Raw genomic sequence first — 26,756 nt, forward strand, 5'->3', positions numbered from 1 at the left:
GGCTCCGGCTCGGCGCGATGTCACAACAAGTCGAGTGGCGCTGGATAGCATGACCCTTACAGACGAAAGACCCGGCGTCATCCCGGATACAGCAGTGCTCTCGCGCTTTTGCGATGAACTGGCCGAAGGCGCGCGCAAGATCGCGCTGACATATTTCCGCAGCCCCGTCGCCTACGAGCGCAAGGCCGATCTTTCGCCGGTTACGGTCGCCGATCAGGCGATCGAGGCCTATCTGCGCGATCGTATCCAGGAACGTTTCCCCGATCACGGGATCGTCGGCGAGGAAGCGGAGGAAAAGGCCGGGACGCGCTTCACCTGGTACATAGATCCCATCGACGGAACCAAGAGCTTCATTTCGGGCATGCCGCTGTTCGGCATCCTGGTCGCGCTTTATGACACGGAGCGCCGCGCGCCGGTGGTCGGCATGATAGACATGCCTGCATTGGACGAGCGCTGGATCGGCGACGGCAGTGCGACCTATCTGAACGGAAAGCGCGTTCACGCAAGCAACTGCGAGAGCATCGGCGACGCACAGATCTACACCTCCTCGCCGGATATGTTCTCCACCGATGAATGGGCCATCTACGACCGTTTGAGCCGCCGCGCGGCCTTCCGCCGGTTCGGCGGCGACTGCTATCTCTATGCGCTGCTGGCGTCCGGCTTCTGCGATCTGGTGGTCGAGATGTCGCTGAAGCCGTTTGATTTCATGGCGCTGATCCCGGTGATCGAGGGTGCCGGCGGTGTCATTCGGGACTGGGAGGGTGCGGTTCTGACGCCCTCGTCGGACGGCAGGGTCGTGGCGGCGGCCACCGAAAAGCTGTTGCAGCATGCGTTGGCCGACACCGCTGGAGCAGGAGCGCGGCCATCATGACCGGGACGGTTCGTCCGGACGATCAGTTCCGGACCATCCTCACGCTCAACGCCTTCGATCCACATGCGAGCGCTCCGCTCGACGATTCGCTCGACCGGCTCGTCAAGCGCCGGCTTCGGAACTCGGGCGAAAGCTCGGTGCTTTTCTACCGTGAGCCGATCAACCCGATATCGGCGCAAGGCCAGTTCATTCAGGGCGCGGACGGACGACGCTATCTGGACTTCTACAACAATGTGCCGTCGATCGGTCATTGCCATCCCCGCGTCGCCGAAGCCGTCTACCGGCAGATGCTCGCGGTCAACAGCCATTCCCGCTATCTCTACGAAACGGTCGAGACCTACGCGGAAGAGCTTCTGGCCACCTTCCCCGCCGAGCTCTCAAAGGTGGTGTTCACCTGCACCGGCAGCGAGGCCAACGACCTCGCCCTGCGGCTAGCGCGCTGCGCCAGCGGCGGCCATGGCGTCGTCGTGACGCGCGCCGCCTATCATGGGAACACCGCCGCGGTGACCGAGGTCTCGCCGTCTTCCTACAAGAAGGGCGAACCGCCGGCCTTCGTGAAGGTCATCGATCCGCCAGATCCGAAACTGTACGGCCCGGACCTTGCAGAAGGCTTCGCGGCGGCGGTCGCCAATGCGATTTCGGAGTTGAAGGCGGAAGGCCATGGCTTCGCCTGCCTGCTGGCCGACACGATCTTTTCGAGCGACGGCGTCTACAGTGACCCGCCGGGGTTCCTCGCCCCTGCGGTGGAGCGCACACGGGCGGCGGGCGGCCTTTTCGTGGCCGACGAAGTGCAGCCGGGCTTTGGCAGGACCGGCGCCGGCATGTGGGGATTTGCACGGCATGGCGTCGTGCCCGATATCGTGACCATGGGCAAACCCATGGGCAACGGCTTTCCCATCGGAGGCGTGGTCAGCCAGCCGGGCCTGATGGAGACGCTTGTCGAACAGTTCGGCTACTTCAACACATTCGGCGGAACGCCGGCCGCCGCGGCGGCCGGACAGGCAGTGCTCGACGTCATCCGGGAAGACGGCCTGATCGCCAATGCGGAGGCCGTGGGGCGTTTCCTGCGATCCGAACTGACCGCGCTCGCCAAGGGCTCCGAGTTCTTGGAGGACGTGCGCGGCAGCGGGCTCTATATCGGCGTATCCGTCGCGTCGCGGCGCAAGGGCGCCAGCGCGAACGACGACGGGGCGAGCCGCATCGTCAACAGGCTGCGCGAGCGCGGCATTCTGATCGGGATCGCGGGCGAACGCGCCGACGTCCTTAAGATCAGGCCGCCGCTCTGCGTCACGCGCGCCGATGCCACCACGCTTGTGGAGCAGCTCGCTGCCGTCATCAGCGAGTGACGAGTTCCTCGAGCACGCCGGTCAGCCAGGCCGCGCCGAGCTGAAGGTCGGCCGGATCGCTCCACTCGTCCGGATGGTGGCAGAGGCCGGCGCGGCTTGGCACCGTCAGCATCAGCGCCGGGCAAACTTCCGACATCATCAGCGCATCGTGGCCGGCGATCGTGTCGGCGGAAACCGGGTTCACGCCCATGCTCGCAGCAACGCTCTCCGCGATCGCGCCGAGTTCAGGGCTGAAGGTGCCGGGAATGCGCAGGTCGTCGCGCACGATCTCGTAGCCGACGCGCGCTTCCGCGGCAGCCGCCTCGATGGCCTCCAACAGCTTGCGATAGCAGTCTGCGATGAGGTCGCCGTCCGCGGAGCGCAGCTCGACGGAGAGCGTCGCTGCGGAAGGCACTGCATTCTGCGAGTTCGGCTCGACGATCAGCTTGGCGACCGATGTGTGCAGCGCGAGCGGCGGCGCCTCGTCGGCCATGGAACGCACCACGGCGATGATGCGCGCCGCGGCAAACAGGGCGTCACGTCGCCGCGCCATCGGGGTTGGGCCGGTATGCGAGGTCTCGCCGAGAAAACGGATGTCGATCTTGTGGGCTCCCCACCAGCGGCGGAAGATGCCGAGACGCGCGCCGGCGGTTTCGAGCATCTCGCCGCACTCGACATGCAGCTCGACATAGGCGGAGGGAAAGGGCGGCGGCGCGTCTTTCCCGAGGAAGCCGATCGCCGCCAGCGCCTCGCGCGCCGTGACGCCATCCTTGTCGGGCCGGTCGAGCTCGACGTCGGGATCAGAGCGGCCGACATAGGCCGCCGAACCGAGGAAGGTGCGGAAGCGGGCGCCCTCCTCGCCGGTCCAGGCGACCACGGCGAGATTGGCCTTGGCGGCGCCTTCGCTGCCGGCGAACCGGGCCTTCAGCTCGGCCACGGCGGCCAGGGCGGCGATAACGCCATATGCGCCGTCATAGCGGCCGCCGAAGGGCTGGCTGTCAATGTGCGAGCCCGCCATGACGAGCGGTGCATCCGGTCCGGCGAGTTCGGCGATGCCGAATATGTTGCCCATGCGATCGACGCGCACTTCGAGGCCGGTCTCCCGCATCCATGCGACCAATTGCCGGCGCGCCGCTCCGTTGGCGGGCGTTGCCTCCATGCGGTCGACGCCGCCATCGCCTGTCGAGCCGATCTCGGAGAAGGCATCAAACCATTCGACGAATCCGCGCGGACAACGAACTTGCATTCCAGTCTCCCTGATCGGCGGCCGGCACGGCCGCCTGCCCGGCACAATGCGGGCCAACGCCTTTATCACAAACGCTTCGGCTTCCACCTTTTCAATGTCCGGAATGGCTGGCGAACGGGACAGCAAAGGAAGAGTGAAGATCAAGAGATGTCGGGTACGGAAGCGACGCCATAGAACCGGACGACCGGGAGCGCCGGCGTGCCGGCAGTTGCCGACCGACTGTCCGAAGTGCTGGTAGAAAACAGACACGGATATCGCGCATGAATGCCATCGGAATATCGGCCGTCATTTCTGATCTGGACGGCGTCGTCTATCGCGGCGAGGAAGCAATTCCCGGCTCGATCGAAACGATCAGGGAGTGGGCGCGGCGCGGCATTCCCTATGCCTTCGTCACCAACAATGCGACGAAATCAGCCGAGGCGTTCGCCACCAAGATCAGGCGGCTCGGCGCACCGGTTGAGGCGGCGCAGGTCGTGACGTCGGCCGAGGCGACCGCCAGCCATTTCGGTACGTCCTTCGCCGATGGAACCCGCACCTTCGCCATTGGCGAAGCCGTGCTGATCGGGGCGCTTGAGCGAGAGGGCGCCGATCTGGTCGATGCCGACGACGCGGCGGTGGTCGTGCTCGGCTTCGACTACGCGCTGAGCTACGCCAAGCTGCGCACGGCGGTGCGCGCCGTAATGGGAGGCGCGGCGCTCCTTGTCACCAATCCCGACCTGATTACGCCCGCTGAGCGGGGCTTCGATCCATGCGTGGGCGCGTCGCTGGCGGCGATCACCGCGGCGGTGCCTGCCGCGAGGCCAGTGATCGTCGGAAAGCCCTCGCCGATCATGATCCGCGAAGCCCTGCGCAGGATCGGCGGCGATCCGCGTTCCACGATCATGGTGGGCGATCAGGTCGCAACGGACATCGTTGCAGGACAGGCGGCGGGCCTGCGCTCGTTCCTCGTCCAGAGCGGTGTCGCAATCGGTGAAGACAACCGCGCCGTTCCGGACGCGGTCTATCCCAGTCTGTCTCAAATCCCCTTCGACCAGCTCAGCTCCTGAGCATCAGTTCCAGCGCGTTGTCGACAACCTTCACCATAGTGTTGTCGAAATCGTTCCAGGCCATCGAGCCGGCGAGCGCGATAGAGCCGGCCGAGAACACCGCGCCGCCGCCTTCAATCGGGAAATAGACGATGTCGCTGCGCACGATCTCCGGAAGTGCGTCGCCGCCCTGATCCGGCAGGCCGACATTCTGCTCCTCCACGACATGGATGTACTCCCTGCCGACGCCGGTCGAGGAGGCGAGCAGCAGGGCATGCGGCGGACTGCCCAGAGCGACGTCGAAACGGTCGATCTCGTCGGCCACCGCGCCGCCGAGAACATGTCCGAAGTCGCCGACGATCTCGTCCTCTATGCCCGCGAAGATTGCCGCGCCGACACCTTCCCGGCTTGCCGGCAGACGACGATACCCGCATCCCTTGGACCAGCCTTCCGCGGAGAAGCCGATGCCGACGAGCCTGTGCGGGCCGAGGCCGCGATTCTTCCAGATGCCGCCTTGTTCGCCGGTGTAGACGTGGGCGCGTTCGCCGGCGGGTGCATCCCAGCAGCGGGTTCCTGAATTGTCCCGCCTGACCTCGATGAGCCACGGCCGTTCGGGGTCGCGGGTGGTGACCCAGTAGAAACCGTTGCCGCCGAGATACATGAGCCGGCCGCCGCTGTGCAGATGCGTCTCCAGATGGTTGCGCGCCTGTCGCGTCCAGTATTCCGGATGGGAACCGGTGATGACCACCTTGTAGCGCGACAGCAGGGCGGCTCCCTCGCGGTCGAGATCCTCGTCGGTCGCGACATGATAGGCGCGGCCGCGCTTTTCCAGCCACTCCACCAGATAGAGGTCGACCGGGAAATGCCGATAGGAGTCGGTCAGCCAGTTCGGATAGCCCGGACGCACATGAACGAGCGGCCGGCGACGCGAGGAATACCGGCAGACGGTGCCGTCCGTATGCGTATCGTAGCAGGAGCGTCCGAGCTCGATATGGCCATGGAGGTATTCCTCGTCAGGGTCCAGCTGCTGCCGATGCGCCATCACGGAAGAGAAATCGAGCTTGGCCAGCCGCTCGTTGCCATAGGCGAGATAGGTGTCGGTCGGCATCAGCAGCAGGATGTCGGCCCTGGCATCCGCCGCGCCCATGACGAAGAGAGGTATGCGCTCGACCGTGGCGCCGGCTTCCAGACGCACACAGTAGACGCCGCTGGCGAGATCCTTCGGCAGGGTGAATTCTAGATCGTAGTCCCAGCCGGAATCCACCATGTCGTCCTCGTGGAACTGGAGTGCGCCATACTCTTCGGGCGTCTGGATGAAGGAATCGCTGTGGCCGTCCCAGTTCCAGCCCGTCACGGCACGTTCGACGCCGTTATAAAGCATGCCGGGCTCGGACATCCCCCCGACCGCATGGAGCCGCCGGCTTGTGAAATCGCTCGTCGTCGCCCAGGCGAAATCGGGCTTCGCGCCGGGCTCATTGTCCGAAAGAGCCCTCCAGAAAAGGCCGAGCGCGTCGATCTTGCCGTTGTAGGCATCGCGCGGCGAATCGCCAGCGCCGACATCGGATGCGGCAAGCAAAAGCCTGCCGCCCTTCGGCGTGGCCACCGCCTCGCCTTGGGAAACCGCGCTGTCCACTGAAACAAAGGCGGTCTTCGGGGAAACGTGCAGACGCGCGCCGTCGGGCGACAGCACGCAGGTGACGCGTATCCATGTGCGGGCGACGAGCCGCGCCGGATTGCGCAGCACCGTCCGGCCGTTCAGCCTGAGTTCGACGCCGCCGCCTGCCACGACAAGCGCGAGATCATCGTCCGGAAAGGCCCAGATCGCTTGCGCAGCGCTGCGCTCTGGCACGGTCGGCCATATCCAGCAGGAAACAGTGAGAGCTTCGCCACGACCGGCGGTCGGCAGCGGCAGGGTGGCATAGGAGCCGACGGCCGTCTCCTGGAAGCGACCCGGCAGGATGCGATCGAGCACATCGCGCCGCTCCTCCGTGCCGACCCTGGATTCGCCACGGGCGCCCGGACCCGTCACCAATCGCTCCAGGACGGCGCGGACTTCCGGTTCGCACGTGCTTATCGCCATGCGGACGGCATCGCCCGGCCGGCGCGACCATTCTTCGAAATAGGCGAGCACTCTCATATGGGTCCCTTCCCTGCCTGACCATGGTTGGTGGGTCCTGTTTTAGTTACCTGCGACATGTGTCGGCCACTGGCCGCGGTCGAGAAAGAAAGAGCGGAAACGAAATACTGCGCCCATGGTCACGCGGCGCCGCGCGAACGCGAAAAAAAGCGCCGACAGCGATTGCCGCGACCATGTGGGCAAGCCTTTTCCGGGTCTGCGACGATGCGGTAGGGACGGTATTGGCGCGAAGCACAGAAACGGAATTGTGGAGCGCGGGAAATTCGGAAATGCTGCGCTTGGACTACAGTCGTGACGGACCTTTGGAAGCTCAGACGCAGGGAAGGGCGACTAGCCGGCTTCCACGGCCAATCTTGGCAATCTACGATGCGTCGCAAAGACCAATCAGGGGAACGACAATGATAGACAGACGAACTCTTCTCCAGGGCGCTATGCTGGGCGTCGGCGCGGCCGGACTGGGCAGGATCAATCCGGACTTTCTGTTCACATCCGCCTTCGCCCAGGAAAATCGCCCGCTGCGTTTCCTCGGCGCCGAGGCTCTGACGGGCAACTGGGACCCGACGACCCACACCAATCTCGGGCAGCTCATCGTCGAAGGCTACGTGATGGGCTATCTCACCCGCGCCCCCATGCGGCCGGACAATCCAGAAGAATTGATCTTCGAGCTCGCCACGTCGCTGACGCCGATCGACGAGCACACGCTCGAGGTGAAGCTGCGCGAAGGCGTCAAGTTCCATGACGGCACGCCGTTCACCTCCGCCGACGTGAAGGCGACCTACGAGTACGGCTCGCAGCCCGACCGCCCGGCCCAATGGTATCCAGGCCCGGTCACCGTCGACATCGTCGATGACCTCACCTGTCGCATCAACACCAAGGCGCACGGCTATCCTGCCGCGCTCTACTATTACCTGTCCTCGTTCCTGCCGATCATGGCGGCCAAGGATGTGGAGAACAAGGCGCAGCTCAGCGCCCGCCTGAACGGCACCGGCCCGATGAAGTTCGTCGAGCAGAAGGGCGACTCCACGTTCCTGGAAGCCTATGACGGATATTTCGCCGGCAAGCCGAAGCTGCCCGGTCTGGAGTACCGCTATGTCGGCGACACCACGACCCGTGCGCTTTCGCTACTCAACGGCGAGGTCGACATGATCGAGCGTCTCGAAGCCGAACAGGTCGAGACGTTGAGCGGCGACGATCGGTTCGTGATCAACAAGGCGCTATCGGTGGAAAACAAGTATCTGTTCTTCCGCTGCTCCAAGCCGCCCTTCGACAACGAGAAGATCCGCCTGGCGGCATGCCACGCGATCGACCGCGCCTCCGTCCTCGATGTTCTCGGCGTATCCGGCGCGCCGTCCAAGGCCCACATCTCGCCGGTCAAGTTCGGCTACACCGAGGTCGCGGAATATCCCGAGTTCGATCCGGAGAAGTGTCAGGCACTGCTGGCAGAGGCCGGCTTCCCGAACGGCGAAGGCCTGCCTGAACTCACCTACTACACCTCCGTGGGCTTCTATCCGAAGACCAAGGAATATTGCGAGCTGATCACAGCGATGCTCCAGGAGCAGGGCTTCAAGGTGAACCTCCAGACGCTTGAGGTGGCTGCGTGGGGCAATCTGCTCTACGACAAGCCCGGCGGCGGCGAGGGCAACATGATCGACTGCGGCTGGTGCACGGGCTCGCCGGAGCCGGATCTCGTGCTGCGCACGCACTTCCATTCCTCGTCCAAGCGCATCACCGGCATCGTCGATCCCGAGATCGACGCCGTGCTGGACAAGGAGCGCAACGCCACTTCGGTCGAGGAACGCAAGAAGGTCCTGCAGACCGAAACGCTGCCGACCATCGCCCGCAAGGCGCCGGCCTACGCGCTCTTCACCTCGGTGTTCATCCACGCCTATACGAAGAAGCTCGAAGGGCTGTATATCTACCCCAACGGCATGCAGGACGTGACGAAGGCGGTTCTGGCCTGATCTGGCCGGGAGGCGGCGCCCTGGCCGGCCGCCGCCTTCCGCCGTCCTCGATAGAACGGCAAGACTACACCGTGGTCCTGAGCCAGCGCCGCGGATCGTCCAGACGGAAGCGTGGGCAGGCGCGCCGTTCCCGGTTAAAGCCCTACCGTCGTCGGCGCGACGGCGGGACAAGGAATTGGGCCCATGCTCTTTGTTGAATTTCTTGTCAAACGCATCCTTCAGGGGATCGTGATCGTTGGCATCACGAGCCTGCTGATCTTCACGCTCCTGCGCGTCGTTCCCGGCGATCCCGTGCGGTTGATCGTCGGCGGCATGGCTCCGGACAACGTTGTCGAAGAGGTGGCCGAGAAGATGGGCCTCCGCGACCCCATCATCGTCCAGTACGGCCGCTACATGGCCCGGCTGCTGCAAGGCGATATGGGCCAGTCCTATCTCAGGCCGAAGAGCGGCATGATCGCGGCGGGCGGCGAATATGTCGATCCGACGCGAGCCGACATGGCGCCGGTGGCGGATCTCATCCTCGAGCGCGTGCCGCTGACGCTGCAACTCGCCGGAGTGTCACTGATTTTCGCGCTGATTGTCTCGCTGCCGATCGGCATTGCCGGAGGACTCAATCCCCATGGCTGGCAAAATCGCGTCGCTTTCGGCGTGCAGTCGGCCTTCGTGTCGATTCCGAATTTCTGGCTTGCGATCATCCTCATCCTGTTCTTGTCGGCCAAGCTCCAGCTCATCCCGGCGCTCGGCTACAAGGGCTTCGCCTACGTCATCCTTCCGGCGATCGTGCTCGCGGTCGAAATCGCCCCCTTCATCATCCGCACCCTGACGACATCGCTTTCCGAGGTGATGCAGTCCTACTTCATCGACGAGGCGAAGGTGCGGGGCCTTTCACGCTCGCGCATCGTCTTCGGCCATGCGTTGCGCAACGCTTCCGTGCCGCTCATCAACCTGCTCGGCATCCAACTCTCGACATTGATCGGAGGCGTGCTCGTCGTTGAGTATATCTTCGACTATCCCGGCCTTGGACACCTGACGGTGATCTCAGTGGTGGGGCGCGATTTCCCCACCATCCAGGGCATCGCGATCACGGTCAGCGCCGTGTTCGTCTTCATCAACATCCTCGTCGATCTCGTCGCTTATATGATCGACCCGCGCGTGGAGATCTGACGACCATGGCGGACACACTGGCGATTTCCCAGAACGAGCAGGCGGACGCGGCCGCGCTGGCGCAGCAGGGCGACAAATCGGTCACGCGGCGCATCATGCAGAAGGCGTGGCGCACCAAGACCTTCCAGTTCGGGTTCTGGATCTTCGTGGTGATGGTGCTGGTCTCGCTCATATGGCCCGAGATCAGTTCCGTGAGCGCGACGAAGATGGCGGTGAAGGACAAGTTCCTGCCGCCGCTGTTCATCGGCGAGAAATGGAGCTGGCTGCATCCTCTGGGCACCGACCAACTCGGCCGCGACATGCTCATGCGCTGTCTGGTCGGCCTGCGCTATTCGCTGATGATCGGCATCATCACCGTGGTGGTGATGTTCGTCGTCGGTTGCGGGCTGGGTCTCGTCGCGGGCTTCAAGGGCAAGTGGTGGGATACGGTGATCATGCGCATCACCGATGCGCAGTTGTCGGTGCCGATGATCATCCTCGCCATCACCATCCTCGGTATTTCCAGGCCGACGGTGCCGACCATCATCCTGGTGCTCGGTCTCTCCGGCTGGCCGCTTTATGCGCGCGTCGCCCGGAGCGCTGCGGTGACGGAGCGCGAGAAGGAGTATGTGCGGGGTCTTCGCGTGCTGGGCGCGGGCGACTGGCGCATCCTGCTGCTCTACGCCGCGCCGAACATACTGCCGCCGATCGCCTTCGTGGCCGTGCTCGACATCGCCCGCATGATGATTTTCGAAGCGATCCTTGGCTTCCTCGGCCTCGGCATCCAGCCTCCGACGCCGTCTTTCGGCTCGATCATCGCGGACTCGCGAAAATATCTCATCAACGCCTGGTGGATAGCGACCATGCCCGGCGTCTTTCTCGCCATTGCGCTGACCTCGATCAACCTGATGGGTTCGTCGCTGGAGAAAGCCCGCAACGCCGTCTATGGAGGCGCCCGATGAGCGAACAGGTATCTCCCGGTCCGGCTCTTCTCGACGTCGCCGGGCTCAAGGTCGCGGCGGGAGACAGGCTGCTGCTCGACGACATCACCTTCTCCGTCGCGACCTCGGAGATTTACGGGATCTACGGCGAGAGCGGCGCGGGCAAGACGATGCTAGGGCGCGCGCTGGCCAACTGGCTTCCGGAAGGCGTCCACCGCTCCGGCGGTTCCGTCACCTTCGCGGGCCGCGACATCGGCTCGCAGGGCGCCGATCGGGTGGTGACCGGCCGCGACGTCGCCTATATCGGCGCCAAGCCGCAGAGCGCGCTGGACCCGACCGTTCCGGTCGGCCCCCAAATCGTCGAGAAGCTGCGCTGCGTCCGCCCCGAACTGACGCGGGAAGAGGCTGAACGACGCGTGCTCGACCTGCTGAGGGAGGTGCGGATCGCCTCGCCCGAGGACCGCTTCCACGACTATCCCTCGAAATATTCGGGCGGCATGATGCAGCGCGCCATGATCGTCGACGCGCTGTGCGCCGATCCGGCGCTGCTGATCGCCGACGATATTGTCCGGCCGCTGGACGTGACCGTTGCGGCGCAGATCATCACGCTGCTCAAGGACCTTTGCCTTAAGCGCAAGATGGCCGTCGTCGTTCTGGCCTCCTCGTTGCCTTCGCTCCGCCAGATCTCGACCCGGATCGGCGTGCTGCATGAAGGCCGGATCATCGAGGAGCAGGCGACGGAGGACCTGCTGGCCAGGCCGCATACCGAGTATACGCGCGAGGCGATCGGCCATGTGCCGCGCATCTGGTCCACGAACGAGACGCCGCCGGACCGGTCGCGGCCCGATGACAAGCCGCTGATGCAGGTGCGCAACGTGTCGCGCACCTATCACGTCCGCAAGCGAGGCACCTTCCGCCAGTTCAACGACGTGCGGGCCGTCCGCAACGTGTCCTTCGACATCAAGCCGCGCGAGAATCTCGGCATCGTCGGTGAATCGGGCTGCGGAAAATCGACCCTCACCCGCATGCTGACCTGGCTGGAGGAGCCGGACAGCGGCGAAATCCTGCTCAACGGCCAGTCGCTGGCCAAGTATACGGGCAGGCAGCTGCTCGAAAAGCGGCGCGAGTTCCAGCTTCTGCTCCAGGACCCCTACAACAGCCTGCCACCGCGCACCACGGTCGGGCGCATGATCGAGGAGGGCCTACGTCTTCGCAGTGTGCCCGCCAGGGAAATGCGCGAGAAGGTGAAGCATGCGATGAGCGAAGTCGGTCTTTCGCCGGCGATCTACGACGATCTTCCGAACGCGCTCTCCACCGGCGAGCGCCAGCGCATCTCGATCGCCCGCGCGCTGGTGCTGGAGCCCAAGCTGCTCATCCTCGACGAGACGCTTTCAGCTCTCGACCAGGGCGAGCAGGCCAAGCTGATCGACCTTTTCGCCAAGCTGCAGGAAAGCAGCGACCTGACCTATGTCTTCATCTCGCACGACCTCGCCATGGTGCGTAAAGTCTGCAACAGGATCGCGGTCATGTATTTCGGCGAGATCGTCGAGATCGGCGACAATCGTTCGATATTCTTCGACCCGAAACATGCCTACACGCAGACGCTTCTGGCGGCGGCCCCCACCCTCGACGAAAAGCCCTTCGAGGCCCGCAACGAGATGATGGTCGAGGCCGTCATCGGCTGATCCGGTGGTTTGGCCGTCCGCTTCGTTTGCGGACGGCCGGGCTGCGTCAGTGGCGCGGTTCGGTCGGCCAGTCCATCGCGAAGCCGCGACGTTCCTCCAGCGCCCTGGTGATCTGAAGCACGCCCAGATCGTCGAAGCGATGGCCCACCACCTGCACGCCGATCGGCAGCTTGCGCCCGTCGAGGCGGAAACAGACGGACGATGCCGGCTGGCCGGTCTGGTTGAACATGGCCGTGAAGACGGTATGCCCGAGCGGCTTGTCGCGGAACATGCCGGGTTCCTCGGCCGGAAAGTTCACGACGGGCAGGGTCGGCGCCAGAAGATAGTCGAATCCCTCCATCGCCGCGAACAGCTTGACGCGCATGCGAGAGATTTGGCCGAGCAGCACCCAGGCGTCCAGCGCGCTCATGGTCTTGGCCGGCTGGCACCAGTCGCGCACATAATCCAGGAACTCGTCCGGCTCATGGGGCGGCAGCGACAGCATCTCGGCATAGCCGCGGATCATCAGCCAGCGATCGATCGGCTCGTAGCAATCCTCGTCGAGCGGCGAGACGAACGGCTCGACGATCGCTCCGTCGGCCGCCAGCGCGCGGCCTGCATCCTCGACCGCCTCGACCACCGCCGCCTCGGGCTTCGGGCCGAAACCCATGTCGGTCAGGATTCCGATCCGTAAGCCCTTCACGTCGCGGGAGAGCGCGTCCTGATATTGCGTGGCTTCCGGCGGGAAGCTCCACGGGTCGCGCTCATCCGCGCCCGAAAGCACGGTCATCAGGTGGGCCATATCCTCCGTCGTGCGCCCCAGCGGCCCCGCCGAGCGCATGAATTCCGGCATCAGATGGGGAATCCGGCCCTGAGTCGGCTTGATAGAGGCGAGCCCGCAATGGCTGGCCGGACAGCGCACCGAGCCGGCAATGTCGGAACCGACCGAGAGGAACCCCATCCCGCTCGCAAGCGACGCGCCGGCGCCGGCGCTGGACCCGCCCGTATTGAAGGCTGTGTTCCAGGGATTGCGGATGATCCCGAACAGGGAACTGACCCCTGCCGCGAGCAGGCCGCAATCCGGCATGGTCGTCTTGGCGAAGATGACGGCCCCGGTTTCCTTGAGGCGGGCTGCGGGCGGCGAATCCATCTGCGAGGGCGGCGCGTTGCGGTTGGCGGCGATGCCATGGAAATAGGGCCAGCCCTTCATCGCCACGCTGTCCTTGACGGTCATCGGAACGCCGTCGAGCAGGCCCATTGGTCTGCCGTCGCGCCAGCGCTTCTCGGAGGCTTGCGCCGCGGCCAGCGCCTCCTCCGGCCGGATGGAGAAGAGGGCGTTCAATTCGCCGTTGAACCGGTCAACATGGTCAAGGACGACCTTGAGCACCTCCACGGGTGACAGGTCGCCTTTGCTGAAAGCGCTCGTAAGAGCACGTACGCTCGTATTGGCCAGATCGCTCACGGACATTCATCTTGATCCTGTTAGACGTGTGGGCCGAACTGGCCTCCATGCTTGGAGCCTAGCCGGGCAGCGTGCACGCCGCATCCATTTTGGATCAGGATCATGTTTTCGTGGAAGAGGAGACAAGCCCGGCGGTGACGCGCCGCATGACAGCCGCGGCAATGCCGTGCAAACATGACGGTCGATCAGCCGGGACAAGAACATCGGTAATGGATGGGACGATGACAGACAGCGACAAGGAGAAGGACCCGGTGCGGGACCTGCTCGCCCAGGTGCCGGGCTGGGCGGACAGACCGGTGGTCATCGAGCCGGCCATCCCGGTGCTCGCCTCGCCGAGTTGGCGCGGTGTGGACGGCGATTCGCTGCTGGCGCGTGACAAGGAGAGCGGCGCCACTCTGTTCATCAAGTCCATGCATGCCGACACGGCGTTCTACATCGACGTCAAGGCGGCTTTCGACGCGGCCGCCAGGGCGGGCGACGCCGGCATCGGCCCGCGCGTGATCAAGGCGGACGCGGCCAGCGGCGTGCTGATCACCGAGGACCTGACCGGGGAATGGCGCGTGGCCGGGCTCGAGGCCTGCCGCAACCCGTCCTTCATCGACAAGGTTTTCGACGCGCGCAGGCGGTTTGGCGAGGTGGCGCCTCTGTCGGGCGACGTCGATGTCTTCGCCGATATCGAGCGCTTCCACGCCATAGTTCTTTCCAGCGGCGCCCCGACGCCTGCCGACACGCCGTGGCTGGTCGACACGCTTCGCTTCGCCGCCGAGCAGATCGGCAAGGGAAGCGGCGCCAGCATGCCGATCCATGGCGACGGGAACGTGTCCAATATCCTCGTCAACAAGCAGGGCGAGGTCCGCCTCGTCGACTGGGACAGGGCGGCGAATGGCGATCCGCTGGAAGATGCCGGCAGCTTTCTGGTCGAGGCGTTTCCCTTTGAGCCGGAGGCCCGCGACGCGTTCCGCCGTAACTTCCCCGATCTCGACGAAGCGGCCTTCGATCGTGCGCGCATCATGGGCGTCGCCGATGACCTGCGCTGGGGCCTGATTGCGGCGATCCAGGCCCATTTGTCCGAGCGGCGCGTGAACGAGTTCTACAAATTCGCCAACTGGCGTTTTCTCAGGGCTCGCATGGCGGTGCGCGAGCCACGGTTCGGCGAACATCTGCGGAGGGCTGCATGATCGTCAAACGGCGTCTCGGCGAGGCACGGACACAATACGAGCACGATGTGGAGGCGGCGATCCGCCGGGTGCCCGAGTGGAAAGGCCGGGACGTCGTCTACGGCATGCTGGTCGGCGGTTTGAACAATCGCAACTGGCGCATCCAGGTTGCGGGCGATCGTACCGACTATTTCCTGAAAATCCCCGGCGAGGGAACGGAGATGTTCATCAATCGCGAGGCGGCCAACGAAGCGGCGAATAACGCCCATCGTCTGGGCATCGCCCCGCGCGTGGTGTTCTTCGACGCCGCGGATGGACTCGAGGTGCACGAATTCCTCGATGGCTACCGCGCCTGCACGACGACGGATTTCGGCGACCCATCGATCCAGGAACGGGTGATGAACCTCTACAAGACGTTCCATGGCGGTCCGAAGCTGTCGCTCACCAAGACGATCTTCGATCTTATCGACGAGCATTTCGAGCAGGCGCGTTCACTGGGATCGTGGCTGCCGGAGGATCTTCCTTGGCTGCTTCACTATTACGAGCGGGCGCGGGCGGCCTTCACGGCCTCCGGCTTCGATCTCGTCTCGTGCTTCAACGATCCCATGCCCGGCAATTTCCTGGTTGCCGAGAACAAGCCGATGAAGCTGATCGACTATGAATTTGCCTCCACGAACGAGCGCGCATACGAGCTCGGCGTCCTGTTCGGAGAGATGTTCTTCGACGAGAGGAAAACGCTGGAGCTGCTGGAAATGTACTATGGAGAGGTGCGTCCGGACCTCGTCGCGCGCGTCTATGTCTGCCGCGCGCTCGCCGATCTCAAATGGGCATCCTGGGCGGTCGTGTGCCGCAAGTTGAACGACTGGGATTTCGACTTCCAGAAATACGGCGTCTGGAAATATATGCGCGCCCGCGATCTGTTCTACGATCACCGTTGGGACGACTGGCTCCGCGCCATTTGAGCCGCTCGGTCCACGCTGTCGATCGGGCAGCTCAGGAACTGGCTGCCCGGTCCGGGCTCTTCCCCTATGCGGCCTGAAAGGCGGGCAACGCGACCTGCGGCTTCGCCCTGAAGGCCGTATCCTGGCGGACCAGCCCGGACTGTCGGGCGTCACGCGGCGCGATGCGGAAATGCTGGCTGAAGGCACGCGAAAAGTGCGAAGCGTTCTTGAAGCCCACCAGATAGGCGATCTCGGAAACGGTGACGGCAGCCTTGGGATCGGCGACCAGCAATTCGTAGGCGCGCTGCAGCCGCTTCGCCTGGATGAACTGGCCAACGGTCGTGTTGTTGTCCCTGAACAGCTTGTAGAGATAGCTCAGCGAGATGCGATTGGCCTTGGCGATCTTCTTCGGCGACAGATTCGCGTCGTTGAGATTGTCTTCGACATAATCGAATATGCGCTGTTTCAGCCGATAGCGCGTATGGCGTCCGATCGCGGCTTCCTGACGCTGTTCCGAACCGAGCACCAGCGTGACGAAATTAATGATCTCGGTCGCGAAAGCCTCGGCATTTGGCGGGTTTTCGTGCCGGAACGTACGCACGATCATATAGACCAGACCATGCAGCAATTCCGCCATGCGGCTGTCCTGATCGAAGCGCATTCCGAGATGGTCCTCGATGGAGGACAGGCGGCTGCGCATGTCAGCGGCCGGTATCACGATACGCCAGTAGCTCAGCCCTTCATGCGAGGACAATTCGTAGAAGCGGTCGCTTTTGAGAAGCAGATAAGCGCCGTGATGAGCCTCGCCGCTGCGATCGTCCTGGCAGAAGCTTATCGTCTTCCTCTCCGGGATGATGACGTCGTAGGCCGGAAGCGCGCTGCCGCGGCTGTCTCCGCTTCCAGAATTTGTGTGACGCGCGCTGTCGCAGTCCACGCGCGAGATCGAAACGCGTCCAAGCCTGTACTCGAAACTCGCGGCGGCCTGCTTGGTGTGACCCGACGAAACCAACATGCGCATTCCCCTTTTTGCGACAACTCGGCGGAGCCGCCCGGCGTCTTACGCGCCGTTCGCGACGATCAACTTCACTCCTGACTTCGTGATGGCCTGATCGAGGCCGCTTTCGGGGGCCTCGTCCGTCACAAATACATCGATGTCCTGCCAGTTCGCGAAGGGCATCAGCGATGGCTGGTTGAACTTGGTGGCATCGGCCACAAGGACGGAGCGCGCGCCGCGCATGGTCATCGCCCGATAGATCGCGGCGGCCTCGTCGTCGGCATCATAGATGCCGTGCCGGTCGACTCCCGAAGCGCCGACCACAGCCCAGTTCGCCTGAAAGGACTCGATGCCGAGCAGCGTCTGCTGCCCGAACACGTAGCGCTCGCCCGGATGTGCGCGCCCGGCCAGAAAAAGCGTGCGGATGGTCGGGTTGTGGCACAAGGCCTCCGCCACACCGAAATCATGGGTGATGACGGTGAGATTGCGGCACCGCGCCGCCATGCAGCGCGCCACATGATTCGTCGTCGCGCCGGCCCCGAGGAGGATGACCTCGTTCTCGGCAAAGAGCTTGCAGACAGCGCCGCCGATACGCTGGCGCTCGTTGATCTTGAAGCGCAGGCGCTCGTGGATAGGTGCTTCGAATGCGAATGGACGTGCTGCGCCGCCATAGGTGCGGTTGATGAGACCCTGGTCGTTGAGCTCCATCAGGTCCCGCCGGATCGTCTCATGCGAGACCCCCAATGCCGACGCGAGCTCCGATGCCCGGATCGTGGGAGACGCATTCAGTTCCGAGACGATCCGCTCGTGACGCTCGGCTTTTGAAAGCCGCGGCTCCGCTAGACTGACGATGTCCGTTGGCAACTGCAAAACAGGCCTCATCTGCGGGCCGGCTGCATGAGATCGAACGGCCTTGATAGGAGAGTTGCACCAAATGTTGCAACTGTCCACACAAAGAATCGCGTGCATAGCGCAAAAATGCGTGAAAGGGCGCAAATCGCGGCAAGTTTTGCATTTGGGATGTGGAATCTTCCAACATCGGATCGAGCTACTGGCGCTGATTTCCGCCGCAGACGCCGGTGCGATCGGGCGTCAGGCTCGCAGTAGTTGGGAATGGCATGAACAAGCCGCACATATCTCGGCACGCCGTCGGTATGGATCACAGCGAAGGCATTCGGCTTTCCTGTGCCGGCAAGCCTGAACTCGTTCAGCAGACAATCAGGAGAGAATGCAGGCCTTTCAATACACTCAGGCGAGCCCGGCCGCCTCCGCTGCGCGGATGGCGAAGGATGTCGCAAGCGGCGCCACCTTTTCCGCATCGGCGCCGGCGGCGTTGCCGGCGCGTGCGCGATCGGCGATGCCGACGAAAATGACAGCGAAGCGAAACAGCGCGAACGCCACGTGGAATGACGTCAGCACCGGGGTGGGAACGGCGGAGGCATAGTAGCGGGCGACGAACTCGTCTTCCGCCGGCAGCGCGAGCGCCTTCCGGTCGAGCCCCAATATCCCACCATACTCGTCCGGCGCGCTACGCCACGGCATGCAGCAGAAGCCGAGATCCGCCAGCGGGTGGCCAAGGGTCGAGAGCTCCCAGTCGAGGATCGCGACGACGCGCGGTTCGGTCGGGTGGAAGAGCATGTTGCCCAGCCTGAAATCGCCATGCGCGATCGCCACGCAGCCGTCGTCGTCCGGTTGGTTCTTCCGAAGCCATTCGATGACCTGATCGAGCGCCGGAATCCGTTCCCCGGGCGATTCCTCATATTGCCGCGACCAGCGGGCAATCTGCCGCGCGAAATAATTGCCCGGACGCCCATAGTCGCCGAGACCGAAGGCATCCGGGCGCACGGCGTGCAGCTTCGCCATGGCATCCGCCATCGCGAAGTAGATCTCACGGCGTTCGCCTGCCTCCACCTCGAGTAGCGAGGCGTCATGGAAGACGCGGCCCTCCAGCCGCTCCATCAGGTAAAAGGGGGTGCCGACGATCCCAGTGTCCTCGCAGAGCAGTATTGTTTTCGGAACCGGCACGTCGGTTGTCTCAAGCGCCTTCAGCACCCGGTACTCGCGTTCGACCGCATGAGCGCCGGGCAGGATCGGTCCGGCCGGCTTCTTACGCAACACCATCCGCCGCGCGCCGTATTGCACGAAGAACGTCGGATTGGACTGACCACCACCGACGCGCTCGATGCCGAGCGGCGCCCTGCCGAACCGCGCGGCCAGGAAATCGTCGAGCCGGTCGACGGAGAATTCCGGGATCATCGCCTGCATCGCAGCCTTGTTCGCAAAACGGTTTCCGGCGAGTCCTATTTCGCCACCGGCCACGACCAGAAATCGTTGCCTTCCTGCTCGAGGTGATTGTTGAGAACCATCTTGTGGACCTCGTCGGCTCCATCCACAAGCCGCGCCTGCCTGGCATAGCGATAGATCCACTCGATGACGGTGTCCTTGGAATAGCCGCGCGCGCCGTTGATCTGGAGTGCGGTGTCGGCGGCCTGGTGCAGCAGGTTGGCGACATGCACCTTGGCCATCGAGACTTCCTTGCGCGCGAAGGAGCCCTCGTCGAGCGCCCATGCCGCCTTCATCACCAGAAGCCGGCCGATCTCGATCTTCATGGCGAGGTCGCCGAGCATCATCTGGATCGATTCGCGCTTCGACAGGCGCTGACCGAACCCGAAGCGCTCGGCCGCGTAGATGCGCGCGATCTCCACGCAGCGCTTCGACAGACCGAGCCAGCGCATGCAATGTGTAAGCCGCGCCGGCCCGAGGCGGATCTGTGTCGCCTTCAGCCCGTCGCCTTCCTTCATCAGTATGTTCTCGGCAGGAATCTCCAGGCCTTCGAACACCAGTTCGCAGTGCCCGCCATGCTCCTCCGGTCCCATGATCGGGATACGCCGCTCGATGCGCCAGCCGGGCTGATCGCGGTCGAACAGGAAGGCCGTCAACCCCTTGCGGGGATCCTCGGACGTCCGGGCAATCAGGATGAAGTGCTTGGCCTCCCCCGCGCCGGTGATGAACCACTTGCGGCCGCGCACCACGTAGCGATCGCCCTTGCGTGTCGCGGTCGTCAGCATCATCGACGGGTCGGACCCGCCGCCGGGGTGTGGCTCCGTCATGGCGAAGGCGCCGCGCACGGTGCCGTCCACGATCGGCTTCAGCCAGCGCTCCTTCTGCGCCGGCGTGGCGACGGCCTCGAGCAGCATCATGTTGCCGTCGTCCGGCGAAACGGAGTTGAAGATCATGGGGCCGAAGATCGAGCGGTTCATGGCCTCGTAGCAGACTGCCATGCCGACCTTGCCGAGACCCTGCCCGCCGCTCTCTGGCTTCAACTGCAGGCACCACAAACCCTGCGACCGCGCTTCCGCGCGCAGGCTGTCGGCAAGATCGAGCCGGATATTCTCGTGCTCGTCATAGTTCGACCGGTCGGCCTCCAGCGGCAGGACGCGATCTTCCACGAAAGCCGCGATGCGGCTGCGGAAATCCTCGATGCGGGGCGAAATCCTGAAATCCATGACACGACCTAGAGCGATGAGACGAGATGGCCGCCATCGACGACGATGGACGAGCCGGTGATGAAACTGCCCGCGTCGGAGGCGAGCAGGAGGAGGGCGCCGTCGAGTTCCCCGGCGCGGCCCAGCCGCCGCTGCGGAATGCGCCTGATGAGCGCCTTGCCGGCATCGCTCGAGAAGAAATCGCGGTTGAGGTCCGTCTCGATATAGCCCGGACATAGAGCGTTGACGCGGATGCCGTAGCGCGCCCATTCGAGCGCCAGCGCTTCCGTCAGGCGTATGACGCCGGCCTTGCTGGCCGCATAGGAGGAGACGCTGCCCGCGACGCGATGGCCGAGAATGGATGCGATGTTGACGATCGAGCCGCTCTTGTCCTCGGCCTTCATCCTCCGCGCGGCGGCCTGAGCGACGAGGAAGACGCCCTTGAGATTGGTGTCGAGGACGCGATCCCAGTCGTCCGCCGCGATGTCGAGCGCCGGCTTCGAATCCGAAACGCCGGCATTGTTGACGATGATGTCCGGACAGCGCGCGGACGATCCTATGGCAGCGGCGACCGAGGCCGGATCGGCAACGTCGAGCGCGACGGCTTCGGCGCTGCCGCCCGCCCCCGCGATCTCGGCACAGAACGCCTCAAGCACATCGACGCGGCGCGCTGCGACAACGACATGCGCGCCATGAGCCGCGAGCGTGGCGGCGAAATGCCTGCCTAGGCCTGCCGAAGCTCCCGAAACGAATGCCGTCCTGCCTTGTAGATCAAACATATCCGGACTTCAAAAACGAGCGAACGCTCGCTATATATCTTGGCAACGACAGTCTTGGCAAGGTGGCCGTGCATCGTGCATGACATGGCCGGCATGCGAAGCGGGAAGAGGGGGTGGGCAGTGACGGAGCGATCATTCGCGAATTTGCTTGGCGCCCGCACGCCCGAGCATCTGTGCACGCGTATCTTCGAGCGACACGCGGCGAACATCCGCGTGAAAAAGCCGCAGGTCGCGGTAAAGAATCTCGTCGGCATCGTCGCCGCTTTGCTGAAACTTTCGAACAGGCAGGGTTTTCACGCCACCTCGCTACGCAATCTGGCCGACGAGACCGGTCTCAGCATGGGCGGGCTCTATTCCTACTTCGACAGCAAGGACGCGCTGCTGGTGATGATCCTTGAGGAAGTGGAGAACGCCGTATCGGAGTTGTTCGCAGCCGTCCCGCTCGAGATTCACGACGATCCGGCGAAACATCTGCGATGGGTGATTGAGGGCCATATCCGGCTGACCGAGATAATGCAGCCCTGGTTCGCCTTCGCCTACATGGAGGCGAAGTCTTTTCCGAAGAAGACGAGGAGCGCGGCCGTGGAAAGCGAGTTGCGGACGGAAAGCGAGATTGCGCAGATCATCGAGCGGGGTGCCGCGCGAGGTGTCTTCCATGTAGCAGATCCGGGCCTCGCGGCGGCGCTGATAAAGCCCCTGCTGCAGGACTGGTACGTGAAGCGCGCCAAATACCGCAAGCGCGGCACCTCCATCGACGCCTATGTCGCGGCAACGACGGCATTCGTGGAACGCGCGCTGATGCGCCACGGAGAGGATGCGGCGCCGCCCGAACCGGCGCAGCCAGCGGGTCAGGAGATGTAGAGCTTGGCGGCGCCTTCCTTCAGGATGTCGACGATTTCCTCCTGACGCTTGACGATGATGTTGCGCAGAACCTCGATCGACTTCTTCTCGTCGCGCAAACGGAGGACTTCCAGCAGTTCCAGATGCTTCAGATAGCTCACCTCGTGCAGGCCTTCTCCGGACGAGTCGGCCCAGCGGATGAAATGGATGCGCGCATTCAGCTTGCGCAGGGCCTCTACCAGCGCCTGATTGTGGCTCAGCCCGACGAGGCGCTCGTGGAACGCCTCGTCATTGGCGATGGTCTCGTCCCTGGTAGCGGTCTTCCGGTTGTTGTAGGCGCCGGTCCAGAAGTCGATGAGTTCGCAGATCTCGCTGTCGGCGGCGCGTTGTATGGCGAGGCGGACACCCTCCGTCTCGAGGATGACCCGCAATTCGTAGAGATCGATGATTTCCTGCGTATTGATCTTCGGCCGGAAGAAACCCACCGACGGCTCGAATTGCAACAGCCGTTCGACGACGAGCCGGTTCAGCGCTTCGCGGACCGGCGTCCGACTGACGCCAAAACGCTTCGCCAGTTCAACCTCGTTGATACGCTCATTCGGTTTGATGTCGTAGCTGAGGATCAGGTTGCGAAGCCCGTCATAGCTTCTCGTCATGGCGCTGCCACCGGCGCCACGGCCCTGGATGACCTTGGGCTCCCTGCGCCTTGGCGTCTTCGCTGGCATGCTGTGTTCGTTCACTGACGTTCCTTCGAATCTCCGCGCGGCATGACCGTATTCCCGCCACGCGACATTTTGCTTCTGGTAGCAGATCGACGCCCTCATACAAACCGCGAGGAGGAAGGTTCCCGTTCCACCGGGAGGTCTCTAGCCGCGGCAAAACGCCTTACGCAGGGAGTCCTGCCATATCTCTACTCGGCTGCCTCCACGACAAATTGTCGAGGGCGTTCGAATTGCGCAAGAAGCGCCACCTCCTCCGTCTTCACGGCTTGCAGATTGCGCTCCTTGACGTGGCCGAAACCGCGGATCTTCAGTGGCAGTTCTGCGATACGCACGGCGATGTCGTAGTTTTCGCCGGAAAGCTTCGACAGCAGGCGATCGATGAGAGCGATATAGTCGACGACGAGTTGCCGCTCGGTGCGCCGTTCCTTCGTGTAGCCGAAAATGTCGAGTTTCGTGCCGCGCAGCCCCTTCAGCCGGGCGAGGATGCGGAAGAGCGGCAGCACCCAGGGTCCGAAAGTGGTCTTGCGTGGTCTGCCGGTCACCGGGTCCTTACGTCCCAGAATGGGCGGCGCAAGGTGGAATCTCAGCCGAAGCCTGTCGCCGTCGAACGTGTCGGCAAGCTGGGCGAGGAAAGCGCCGTCCGTGTAGAGGCGTGCGACTTCGTATTCGTCCTTGTAGGCCATCAGCTTGAAGAGACTGCGCGCGACCGCCTCGCTGAACTGCCGGCGTCCAACGGGTTCCGCCTTGCGCACGCGTTCTACAACCCCCGCATAGCGTGCCGCGTAAGCGGCGTTCTGGTAAGCGGTGAGAAAGGCAACGTGGCGCGCGTGCATCTGTTCTTCGGTCTCGGCGGCTGCCGCCTTCTTTGTTCCGCGTGCCTCGACCAGCCGGGTCACGCCTTCCGGGTCGATCGCCGCCCGCCGTCCCCATTCGAACGCCGCCTTGTTCATGGCGACCGCCTCGCCATTGATCTCGATGGCGCGCATCAAGGCCTGTTCGGAAAGCGGCACCGCGCCGGATTGCCAGCCATAGCCGAGCAGAAACAGGTTGGCGGCGATCGTGTCGCCCAGAAGCGCCAGCGCCATGCGGTTGGCGTCGACGAAGTGGCTGTTCTCCTTGCCCACCGCGGCCGAAAGAGCGCGCTTTACGCGCTCCACCGGCAATGAAAATTCGATGTTGCGGGTGAAATCGCCCGGCAGCACTTCGGCCGTGTTGGCGACGACCCTCGTCCGGCCCTGCTTCACTCCGGCCAGCGCCTTCGCCGTACCGGCGACCGCTATGTCGCCGCCGAACAGGAAATCGGCGCCGCCGGCTCCGATGCGGATCGCGGTGATGTCTTCCGGCTCCCTGGCGATGCGGATGTGGCTGAACACCGCGCCGCCCTTCTGGGCGAGCCCGGCCATGTCGATAACGCCGCAGCCCTTGCCTTCCAGATGCGCAGCCATCGACAATATGCCGCCGACCGTGACCACGCCCGTGCCGCCCAGACCGGTGACGAGGATGTTGTAAGTGCCGTCGATTTCCGGCAGCACCGGATCGAAGAGGCGGATGTCCGACGACGCCGCGGCTTTCACCGGCGCGGGCTTGCGCGGCTTCGCGCCGCTCACCGATACGAAGGAAGGGCAAAAGCCCTCGACGCAGGAAAAATCCTTGTTGCAGGCGGACTGGTCTATCCGCCGCTTGCGGCCCATCGGCGTTTCGACCGGCTGGACTGCGACGCAGTTGGATTGCACCCCGCAGTCGCCGCAGCCTTCGCAGACGCGCTCGTTGATGATGATGCGGCGATCGGGGTCGGGGAATGTGCCGCGCTTGCGCCTTCGCCGCTTCTCCGCGGCGCAGGTCTGATCGTAGATCATCACGGTAACGCCCTTCACCTTCGCCAGCTCCTGCTGGACCGGGATGAGTTCGCTTCGGTGATGGATCGACGTGCCGAACGGCCAGGGCGTGTTGCGCGGATATTTGTCGGAATCGTCCGTGACGACGGCGATCCGCGAGATACCTTCGGCCGCCACCTGCGCAGCGATCTTCGGAACGGACAGGCCGCCGTCATGGGGCTGGCCGCCCGTCATGGCGACGGCGTCGTTGAAGAGAATCTTGTAGGTGATGTTGACGCCGGAGCCTGCCGCGAAACGCAGCGCCAGCGAGCCGGAATGGTTGTAGGTTCCGTCTCCGAGATTCTGGAAGACGTGATCGCGCGTCGAGAAGCCTGCCTCTCCCACCCAGCTGGCGCCCTCGCCACCCATCTGGGTGTAGCCTTCGGTCGAGCGATCCATCCACTGCGTCATGTAGTGACAGCCGATGCCGGCATAGGCGCGCGCACCTTCAGGAATTCTGGTCGACGTGCTGTGCGGGCAGCCGGCGCAGAAATAAGGCGTGCGGTTGGAGACGTCGCCGGTCGTGTGCAAACGCTGCTGGGCTGCCTCGATGCGCTTCAGCCGCTCGCCCAGCGCTTCCGAACCGCCGCCGCGCTCCTCAAGCCTGCGGCCGATGGCGATCGCGATGTCGTTGATGTCGAGCGCCGCATAGGACGCAAGCAGTTCGTCGCCCTGCTCGTCCTTCTTGCCGATGACGATAGGGGCGCCCGACCGACCATAGAGAATATCGCGGATCTGGCCTTCGACGAGGCCGCGCTTCTCCTCGACCACAAGAACGAGATCGAGACCCTCCGCGAAGGAAAGAATGCCCTGCGGCTCCAGCGGCCAGGTCACGCCAATCTTGTAAAGCCGCACGCCCAGCGCCTCCGCGTCGGCAGCCTCGATGCCGAGATCCTGCAAGGCCTGCCGGACGTCGAGATAGCTCTTGCCGGCGGAGACGACGCCGATGCGCGGCGCAGAGCCGCCCTTGAAGATCAGCTTGTCGAGGCCGTTGGCGCGGGTGAAAGCCTGCACGGCGGGAATCTTGTAGCGATGCAGCCGTTCTTCCTGCGGCAGGAAGCCGTCGCGCGGGCGGATGTTGATGCCGTCCGCCGGCATGGCCACGTCGGTCGGCATGACGATATTCACGCGATCGACCCCGCCGCGAACGATGGTGGTCGATTCAACCGTGTCCTTGACGCATTTCAGCCCAACCCATGTTCCGGAAAAGCGGCTCATGGCAAAGCCGTAAAGGCCGTAATCGAGGATTTCCTGCACGCCGGCCGGCGACAGGATCGGCATCATGGCGTCGACCAGCGCATATTCGCTCTGATGTGCGGTAGTGGAGGATTCCGCCACGTGATCGTCGCCAAGCAACGCAAGCACGCCGCCATTCGGATCGCTGCCGGCGAGATTGCCGTGGCGGAAGACGTCGCCGGTGCGGTCCACGCCCGGGCCTTTGCCGTACCAGACGGCGAAGACGCCGTCGACGCGGCCCTCACCGCGCATCGTCACCTGCTGGGTGCCCCAGACGGCGGTGGCGGCAAGATCCTCGTTGAGGCCCGGCTGGAACTTTATGTCGGCCGCTTTCAGCTCGCGCGCGGCGCGCGTGAACTGCTGGTCGACGCCGCCGAGCGGCGAGCCGCGATAGCCGGACACGAACCCGGCCGTGCGCTTGCCGGCACGGCGGTCACGTTCGCGCTGCATCAGGCACAGGCGGACGAGCGCCTGGGTACCGGTGAGGTAGATCAGATCCTTGTCGAGGTCATATTTGTCGCCCAGCGACACCTCGGCGAGCGGCTGCTCCGTCTTCACTGCAACACCCATCGCGCCTCTCCTGTGCTGATCGCCTCAGCGGGCGGCGGTGACCTGAATCTCCACCGTGAACTGCGGAGCGGCCAGCCGCGCCTCGACGCAGGCGCGTGCCGGCGTGTGCCCCGGCGCGACCCAGGCGTCCCATACCGCGTTCATCTCGGCGAAGGTGCCGATGTCGGACAGCCAGATTGTAGCCGTGAGGACTTTCGAACGCTCGCTGCCGGCCGCGGTCAGAAGCTCGTCGATCTTGGCAAGGATGTCCCTGGTCTGTTCGGTTACGGACTGGCCTGGTGCGCGCAAGGCGACCTGGCCGGCGGTGTAGACGAGGTCGCCGTGGACGACCGCCTGACTCATGCGCGGCCCGGCTTCGTGGCGGACGATGTTCGACATTGGCT

21 protein-coding genes are annotated in these 26,756 nt (G+C 64.2%); 10 read left to right on the forward strand and 11 right to left on the reverse strand.

From position 1 onward, the window contains the following. Nucleotides 1-49: 49 nt before the first annotated feature. Both M9955_05675 and M9955_05680 read left to right on the forward strand, forming a co-directional pair. Nucleotides 50-871, forward strand: a complete 822-nt coding sequence (locus M9955_05675; GenBank protein ID MCO5081133.1) for a histidinol phosphate phosphatase — start codon at nucleotides 50-52, stop codon at nucleotides 869-871. Next, nucleotides 868-2,217, forward strand: a complete 1,350-nt coding sequence (locus M9955_05680; GenBank protein ID MCO5081134.1) for an aspartate aminotransferase family protein — start codon at nucleotides 868-870, stop codon at nucleotides 2,215-2,217. Before M9955_05675 ends, M9955_05680 begins: the two co-directional genes overlap by 4 nt. Here M9955_05680 and M9955_05685 read toward each other — a convergent pair. After that, the gene (locus tag M9955_05685) at nucleotides 2,207-3,442 is read right to left on the reverse strand and encodes a Zn-dependent hydrolase (protein ID MCO5081135.1); all 1,236 of its coding nucleotides are present in this window, start codon (nucleotides 3,440-3,442) and stop codon (nucleotides 2,207-2,209) included. The genes M9955_05680 and M9955_05685 overlap by 11 nt on opposite strands. 260 nt (nucleotides 3,443-3,702) lie before the next feature. Here M9955_05685 and M9955_05690 point away from each other — a divergent pair, with 260 nt between their 5' ends. Next, nucleotides 3,703-4,488 carry an HAD-IIA family hydrolase gene (locus M9955_05690; GenBank protein MCO5081136.1) on the forward strand — a complete coding sequence of 262 codons (786 nt, stop codon included), beginning with the start codon at nucleotides 3,703-3,705 and terminating at the stop codon, nucleotides 4,486-4,488. Here M9955_05690 and M9955_05695 read toward each other — a convergent pair. Further along, a complete protein-coding gene (locus tag M9955_05695) occupies nucleotides 4,478-6,604 on the reverse strand; it encodes a LamG domain-containing protein (GenBank protein ID MCO5081137.1) in 2,127 nt (708 codons plus the stop codon). The two genes, M9955_05690 and M9955_05695, sit on opposite strands and share 11 nt — an antisense overlap. A 398-nt stretch (nucleotides 6,605-7,002) precedes the next feature. On the opposite strand from M9955_05695, the gene M9955_05700 reads away from it, so the two are divergent. The 4 genes from M9955_05700 (at nucleotide 7,003) to M9955_05715 (ending at nucleotide 12,334) form a co-directional block, all read left to right on the forward strand. Beyond that, the gene (locus M9955_05700) at nucleotides 7,003-8,565 is read left to right on the forward strand and encodes an ABC transporter substrate-binding protein (protein MCO5081138.1); all 1,563 of its coding nucleotides are present in this window, start codon (nucleotides 7,003-7,005) and stop codon (nucleotides 8,563-8,565) included. A gap of 183 nt (nucleotides 8,566-8,748) precedes the next feature. After that, a complete protein-coding gene (locus M9955_05705; protein ID MCO5081139.1) occupies nucleotides 8,749-9,729 on the forward strand; it encodes an ABC transporter permease in 981 nt (326 codons plus the stop codon). 5 nt (nucleotides 9,730-9,734) lie between these two features. Continuing rightward, nucleotides 9,735-10,670, forward strand: coding sequence for an ABC transporter permease (locus M9955_05710; protein ID MCO5081140.1), 936 nt, complete (start codon nucleotides 9,735-9,737; stop codon nucleotides 10,668-10,670). After that, nucleotides 10,667-12,334 carry an ABC transporter ATP-binding protein gene (locus M9955_05715; protein ID MCO5081141.1) on the forward strand — a complete coding sequence of 556 codons (1,668 nt, stop codon included), beginning with the start codon at nucleotides 10,667-10,669 and terminating at the stop codon, nucleotides 12,332-12,334. Before M9955_05710 ends, M9955_05715 begins: the two co-directional genes overlap by 4 nt. Nucleotides 12,335-12,380: 46 nt before the next feature. On the opposite strand, the gene M9955_05720 is transcribed toward M9955_05715, so the two are convergent. Further along, nucleotides 12,381-13,781, reverse strand: coding sequence for an amidase (locus M9955_05720; protein ID MCO5081142.1), 1,401 nt, complete (start codon nucleotides 13,779-13,781; stop codon nucleotides 12,381-12,383). Nucleotides 13,782-13,996: 215 nt separating this feature from the next. Between M9955_05720 and M9955_05725 the strand changes: the two genes are divergently transcribed. Then, a complete protein-coding gene (locus M9955_05725; protein MCO5081143.1) occupies nucleotides 13,997-14,953 on the forward strand; it encodes a phosphotransferase in 957 nt (318 codons plus the stop codon). Next, on the forward strand, nucleotides 14,950-15,894 hold the full coding sequence (locus tag M9955_05730) for a phosphotransferase (protein ID MCO5081144.1): 945 nt from the start codon (nucleotides 14,950-14,952) through the stop codon (nucleotides 15,892-15,894). The genes M9955_05725 and M9955_05730 overlap by 4 nt, the downstream gene beginning before the upstream one ends. Before the next feature lie 64 nt (nucleotides 15,895-15,958). On the opposite strand, the gene M9955_05735 is transcribed toward M9955_05730, so the two are convergent. The 5 genes from M9955_05735 to M9955_05755 all read right to left on the reverse strand — a co-directional run bounded on the left by M9955_05735 (nucleotide 15,959) and on the right by M9955_05755 (nucleotide 21,131). Continuing rightward, entirely contained in the window at nucleotides 15,959-16,885 is a 927-nt protein-coding gene (locus M9955_05735; protein ID MCO5081145.1) for a helix-turn-helix domain-containing protein, read from the reverse strand. 45 nt (nucleotides 16,886-16,930) lie between these two features. Then, nucleotides 16,931-17,737 (reverse strand): DeoR/GlpR family DNA-binding transcription regulator, encoded by an 807-nt coding sequence (locus M9955_05740; GenBank protein MCO5081146.1) that lies wholly within the window; start codon nucleotides 17,735-17,737, stop codon nucleotides 16,931-16,933. Between the two features lie 378 nt (nucleotides 17,738-18,115). Continuing rightward, nucleotides 18,116-19,123 carry a phosphotransferase family protein gene (locus M9955_05745; protein MCO5081147.1) on the reverse strand — a complete coding sequence of 336 codons (1,008 nt, stop codon included), beginning with the start codon at nucleotides 19,121-19,123 and terminating at the stop codon, nucleotides 18,116-18,118. A gap of 44 nt (nucleotides 19,124-19,167) precedes the next feature. Continuing rightward, a complete protein-coding gene (locus tag M9955_05750; protein MCO5081148.1) occupies nucleotides 19,168-20,373 on the reverse strand; it encodes an acyl-CoA dehydrogenase family protein in 1,206 nt (401 codons plus the stop codon). Nucleotides 20,374-20,381: 8 nt separating this feature from the next. Continuing rightward, nucleotides 20,382-21,131, reverse strand: coding sequence for a glucose 1-dehydrogenase (locus M9955_05755; GenBank protein MCO5081149.1), 750 nt, complete (start codon nucleotides 21,129-21,131; stop codon nucleotides 20,382-20,384). Nucleotides 21,132-21,251: 120 nt separating this feature from the next. Between M9955_05755 and M9955_05760 the strand changes: the two genes are divergently transcribed. Beyond that, nucleotides 21,252-21,992 (forward strand): TetR/AcrR family transcriptional regulator, encoded by a 741-nt coding sequence (locus M9955_05760; GenBank protein ID MCO5081150.1) that lies wholly within the window; start codon nucleotides 21,252-21,254, stop codon nucleotides 21,990-21,992. Here M9955_05760 and M9955_05765 read toward each other — a convergent pair. The 3 genes from M9955_05765 to M9955_05775 form a co-directional block, all read right to left on the reverse strand. Then, on the reverse strand, nucleotides 21,980-22,711 hold the full coding sequence (locus M9955_05765; protein ID MCO5081151.1) for a GntR family transcriptional regulator: 732 nt from the start codon (nucleotides 22,709-22,711) through the stop codon (nucleotides 21,980-21,982). The genes M9955_05760 and M9955_05765 overlap by 13 nt on opposite strands. Before the next feature lie 170 nt (nucleotides 22,712-22,881). Beyond that, nucleotides 22,882-26,373, reverse strand: a complete 3,492-nt coding sequence (locus tag M9955_05770) for an indolepyruvate ferredoxin oxidoreductase family protein (GenBank protein MCO5081152.1) — start codon at nucleotides 26,371-26,373, stop codon at nucleotides 22,882-22,884. A 24-nt stretch (nucleotides 26,374-26,397) separates the two neighbouring features. Beyond that, the gene (locus M9955_05775) at nucleotides 26,398-26,751 is read right to left on the reverse strand and encodes a RidA family protein (protein MCO5081153.1); all 354 of its coding nucleotides are present in this window, start codon (nucleotides 26,749-26,751) and stop codon (nucleotides 26,398-26,400) included. Nucleotides 26,752-26,756: the final 5 nt, after the last annotated feature.

It is taken from the genome of Rhizobiaceae bacterium, from assembly GCA_023953845.1.
In the GTDB taxonomy this organism is placed as follows: Bacteria; Pseudomonadota; Alphaproteobacteria; order Rhizobiales; family Rhizobiaceae; genus Arvimicrobium.

Bases quoted from the DNA above. Each gene is read 5' to 3' on its own strand.
- M9955_05725 (MCO5081143.1), top strand. From the start codon at position 13,997: ATGACAGACAGCGACAAGGAGAAGGACCCGGTGCGGGACCTGCTCGCC.
- M9955_05735 (MCO5081145.1), bottom strand. From the start codon at position 16,885: ATGTTGGTTTCGTCGGGTCACACCAAGCAGGCCGCCGCGAGTTTCGAG.
- M9955_05720 (MCO5081142.1), bottom strand. From the start codon at position 13,781: ATGTCCGTGAGCGATCTGGCCAATACGAGCGTACGTGCTCTTACGAGC.
- M9955_05690 (MCO5081136.1), top strand. From the start codon at position 3,703: ATGAATGCCATCGGAATATCGGCCGTCATTTCTGATCTGGACGGCGTC.
- M9955_05705 (MCO5081139.1), top strand. From the start codon at position 8,749: ATGCTCTTTGTTGAATTTCTTGTCAAACGCATCCTTCAGGGGATCGTG.
- M9955_05700 (MCO5081138.1), top strand. From the start codon at position 7,003: ATGATAGACAGACGAACTCTTCTCCAGGGCGCTATGCTGGGCGTCGGC.
- M9955_05680 (MCO5081134.1), top strand. From the start codon at position 868: ATGACCGGGACGGTTCGTCCGGACGATCAGTTCCGGACCATCCTCACG.
- M9955_05675 (MCO5081133.1), top strand. From the start codon at position 50: ATGACCCTTACAGACGAAAGACCCGGCGTCATCCCGGATACAGCAGTG.
- M9955_05730 (MCO5081144.1), top strand. From the start codon at position 14,950: ATGATCGTCAAACGGCGTCTCGGCGAGGCACGGACACAATACGAGCAC.
- M9955_05775 (MCO5081153.1), bottom strand. From the start codon at position 26,751: ATGTCGAACATCGTCCGCCACGAAGCCGGGCCGCGCATGAGTCAGGCG.
- M9955_05750 (MCO5081148.1), bottom strand. From the start codon at position 20,373: ATGGATTTCAGGATTTCGCCCCGCATCGAGGATTTCCGCAGCCGCATC.
- M9955_05715 (MCO5081141.1), top strand. From the start codon at position 10,667: ATGAGCGAACAGGTATCTCCCGGTCCGGCTCTTCTCGACGTCGCCGGG.
- M9955_05695 (MCO5081137.1), bottom strand. From the start codon at position 6,604: ATGAGAGTGCTCGCCTATTTCGAAGAATGGTCGCGCCGGCCGGGCGAT.
- M9955_05755 (MCO5081149.1), bottom strand. From the start codon at position 21,131: ATGTTTGATCTACAAGGCAGGACGGCATTCGTTTCGGGAGCTTCGGCA.
- M9955_05710 (MCO5081140.1), top strand. From the start codon at position 9,735: ATGGCGGACACACTGGCGATTTCCCAGAACGAGCAGGCGGACGCGGCC.
- M9955_05770 (MCO5081152.1), bottom strand. From the start codon at position 26,373: ATGGGTGTTGCAGTGAAGACGGAGCAGCCGCTCGCCGAGGTGTCGCTG.
- M9955_05685 (MCO5081135.1), bottom strand. From the start codon at position 3,442: ATGCAAGTTCGTTGTCCGCGCGGATTCGTCGAATGGTTTGATGCCTTC.
- M9955_05745 (MCO5081147.1), bottom strand. From the start codon at position 19,123: ATGATCCCGGAATTCTCCGTCGACCGGCTCGACGATTTCCTGGCCGCG.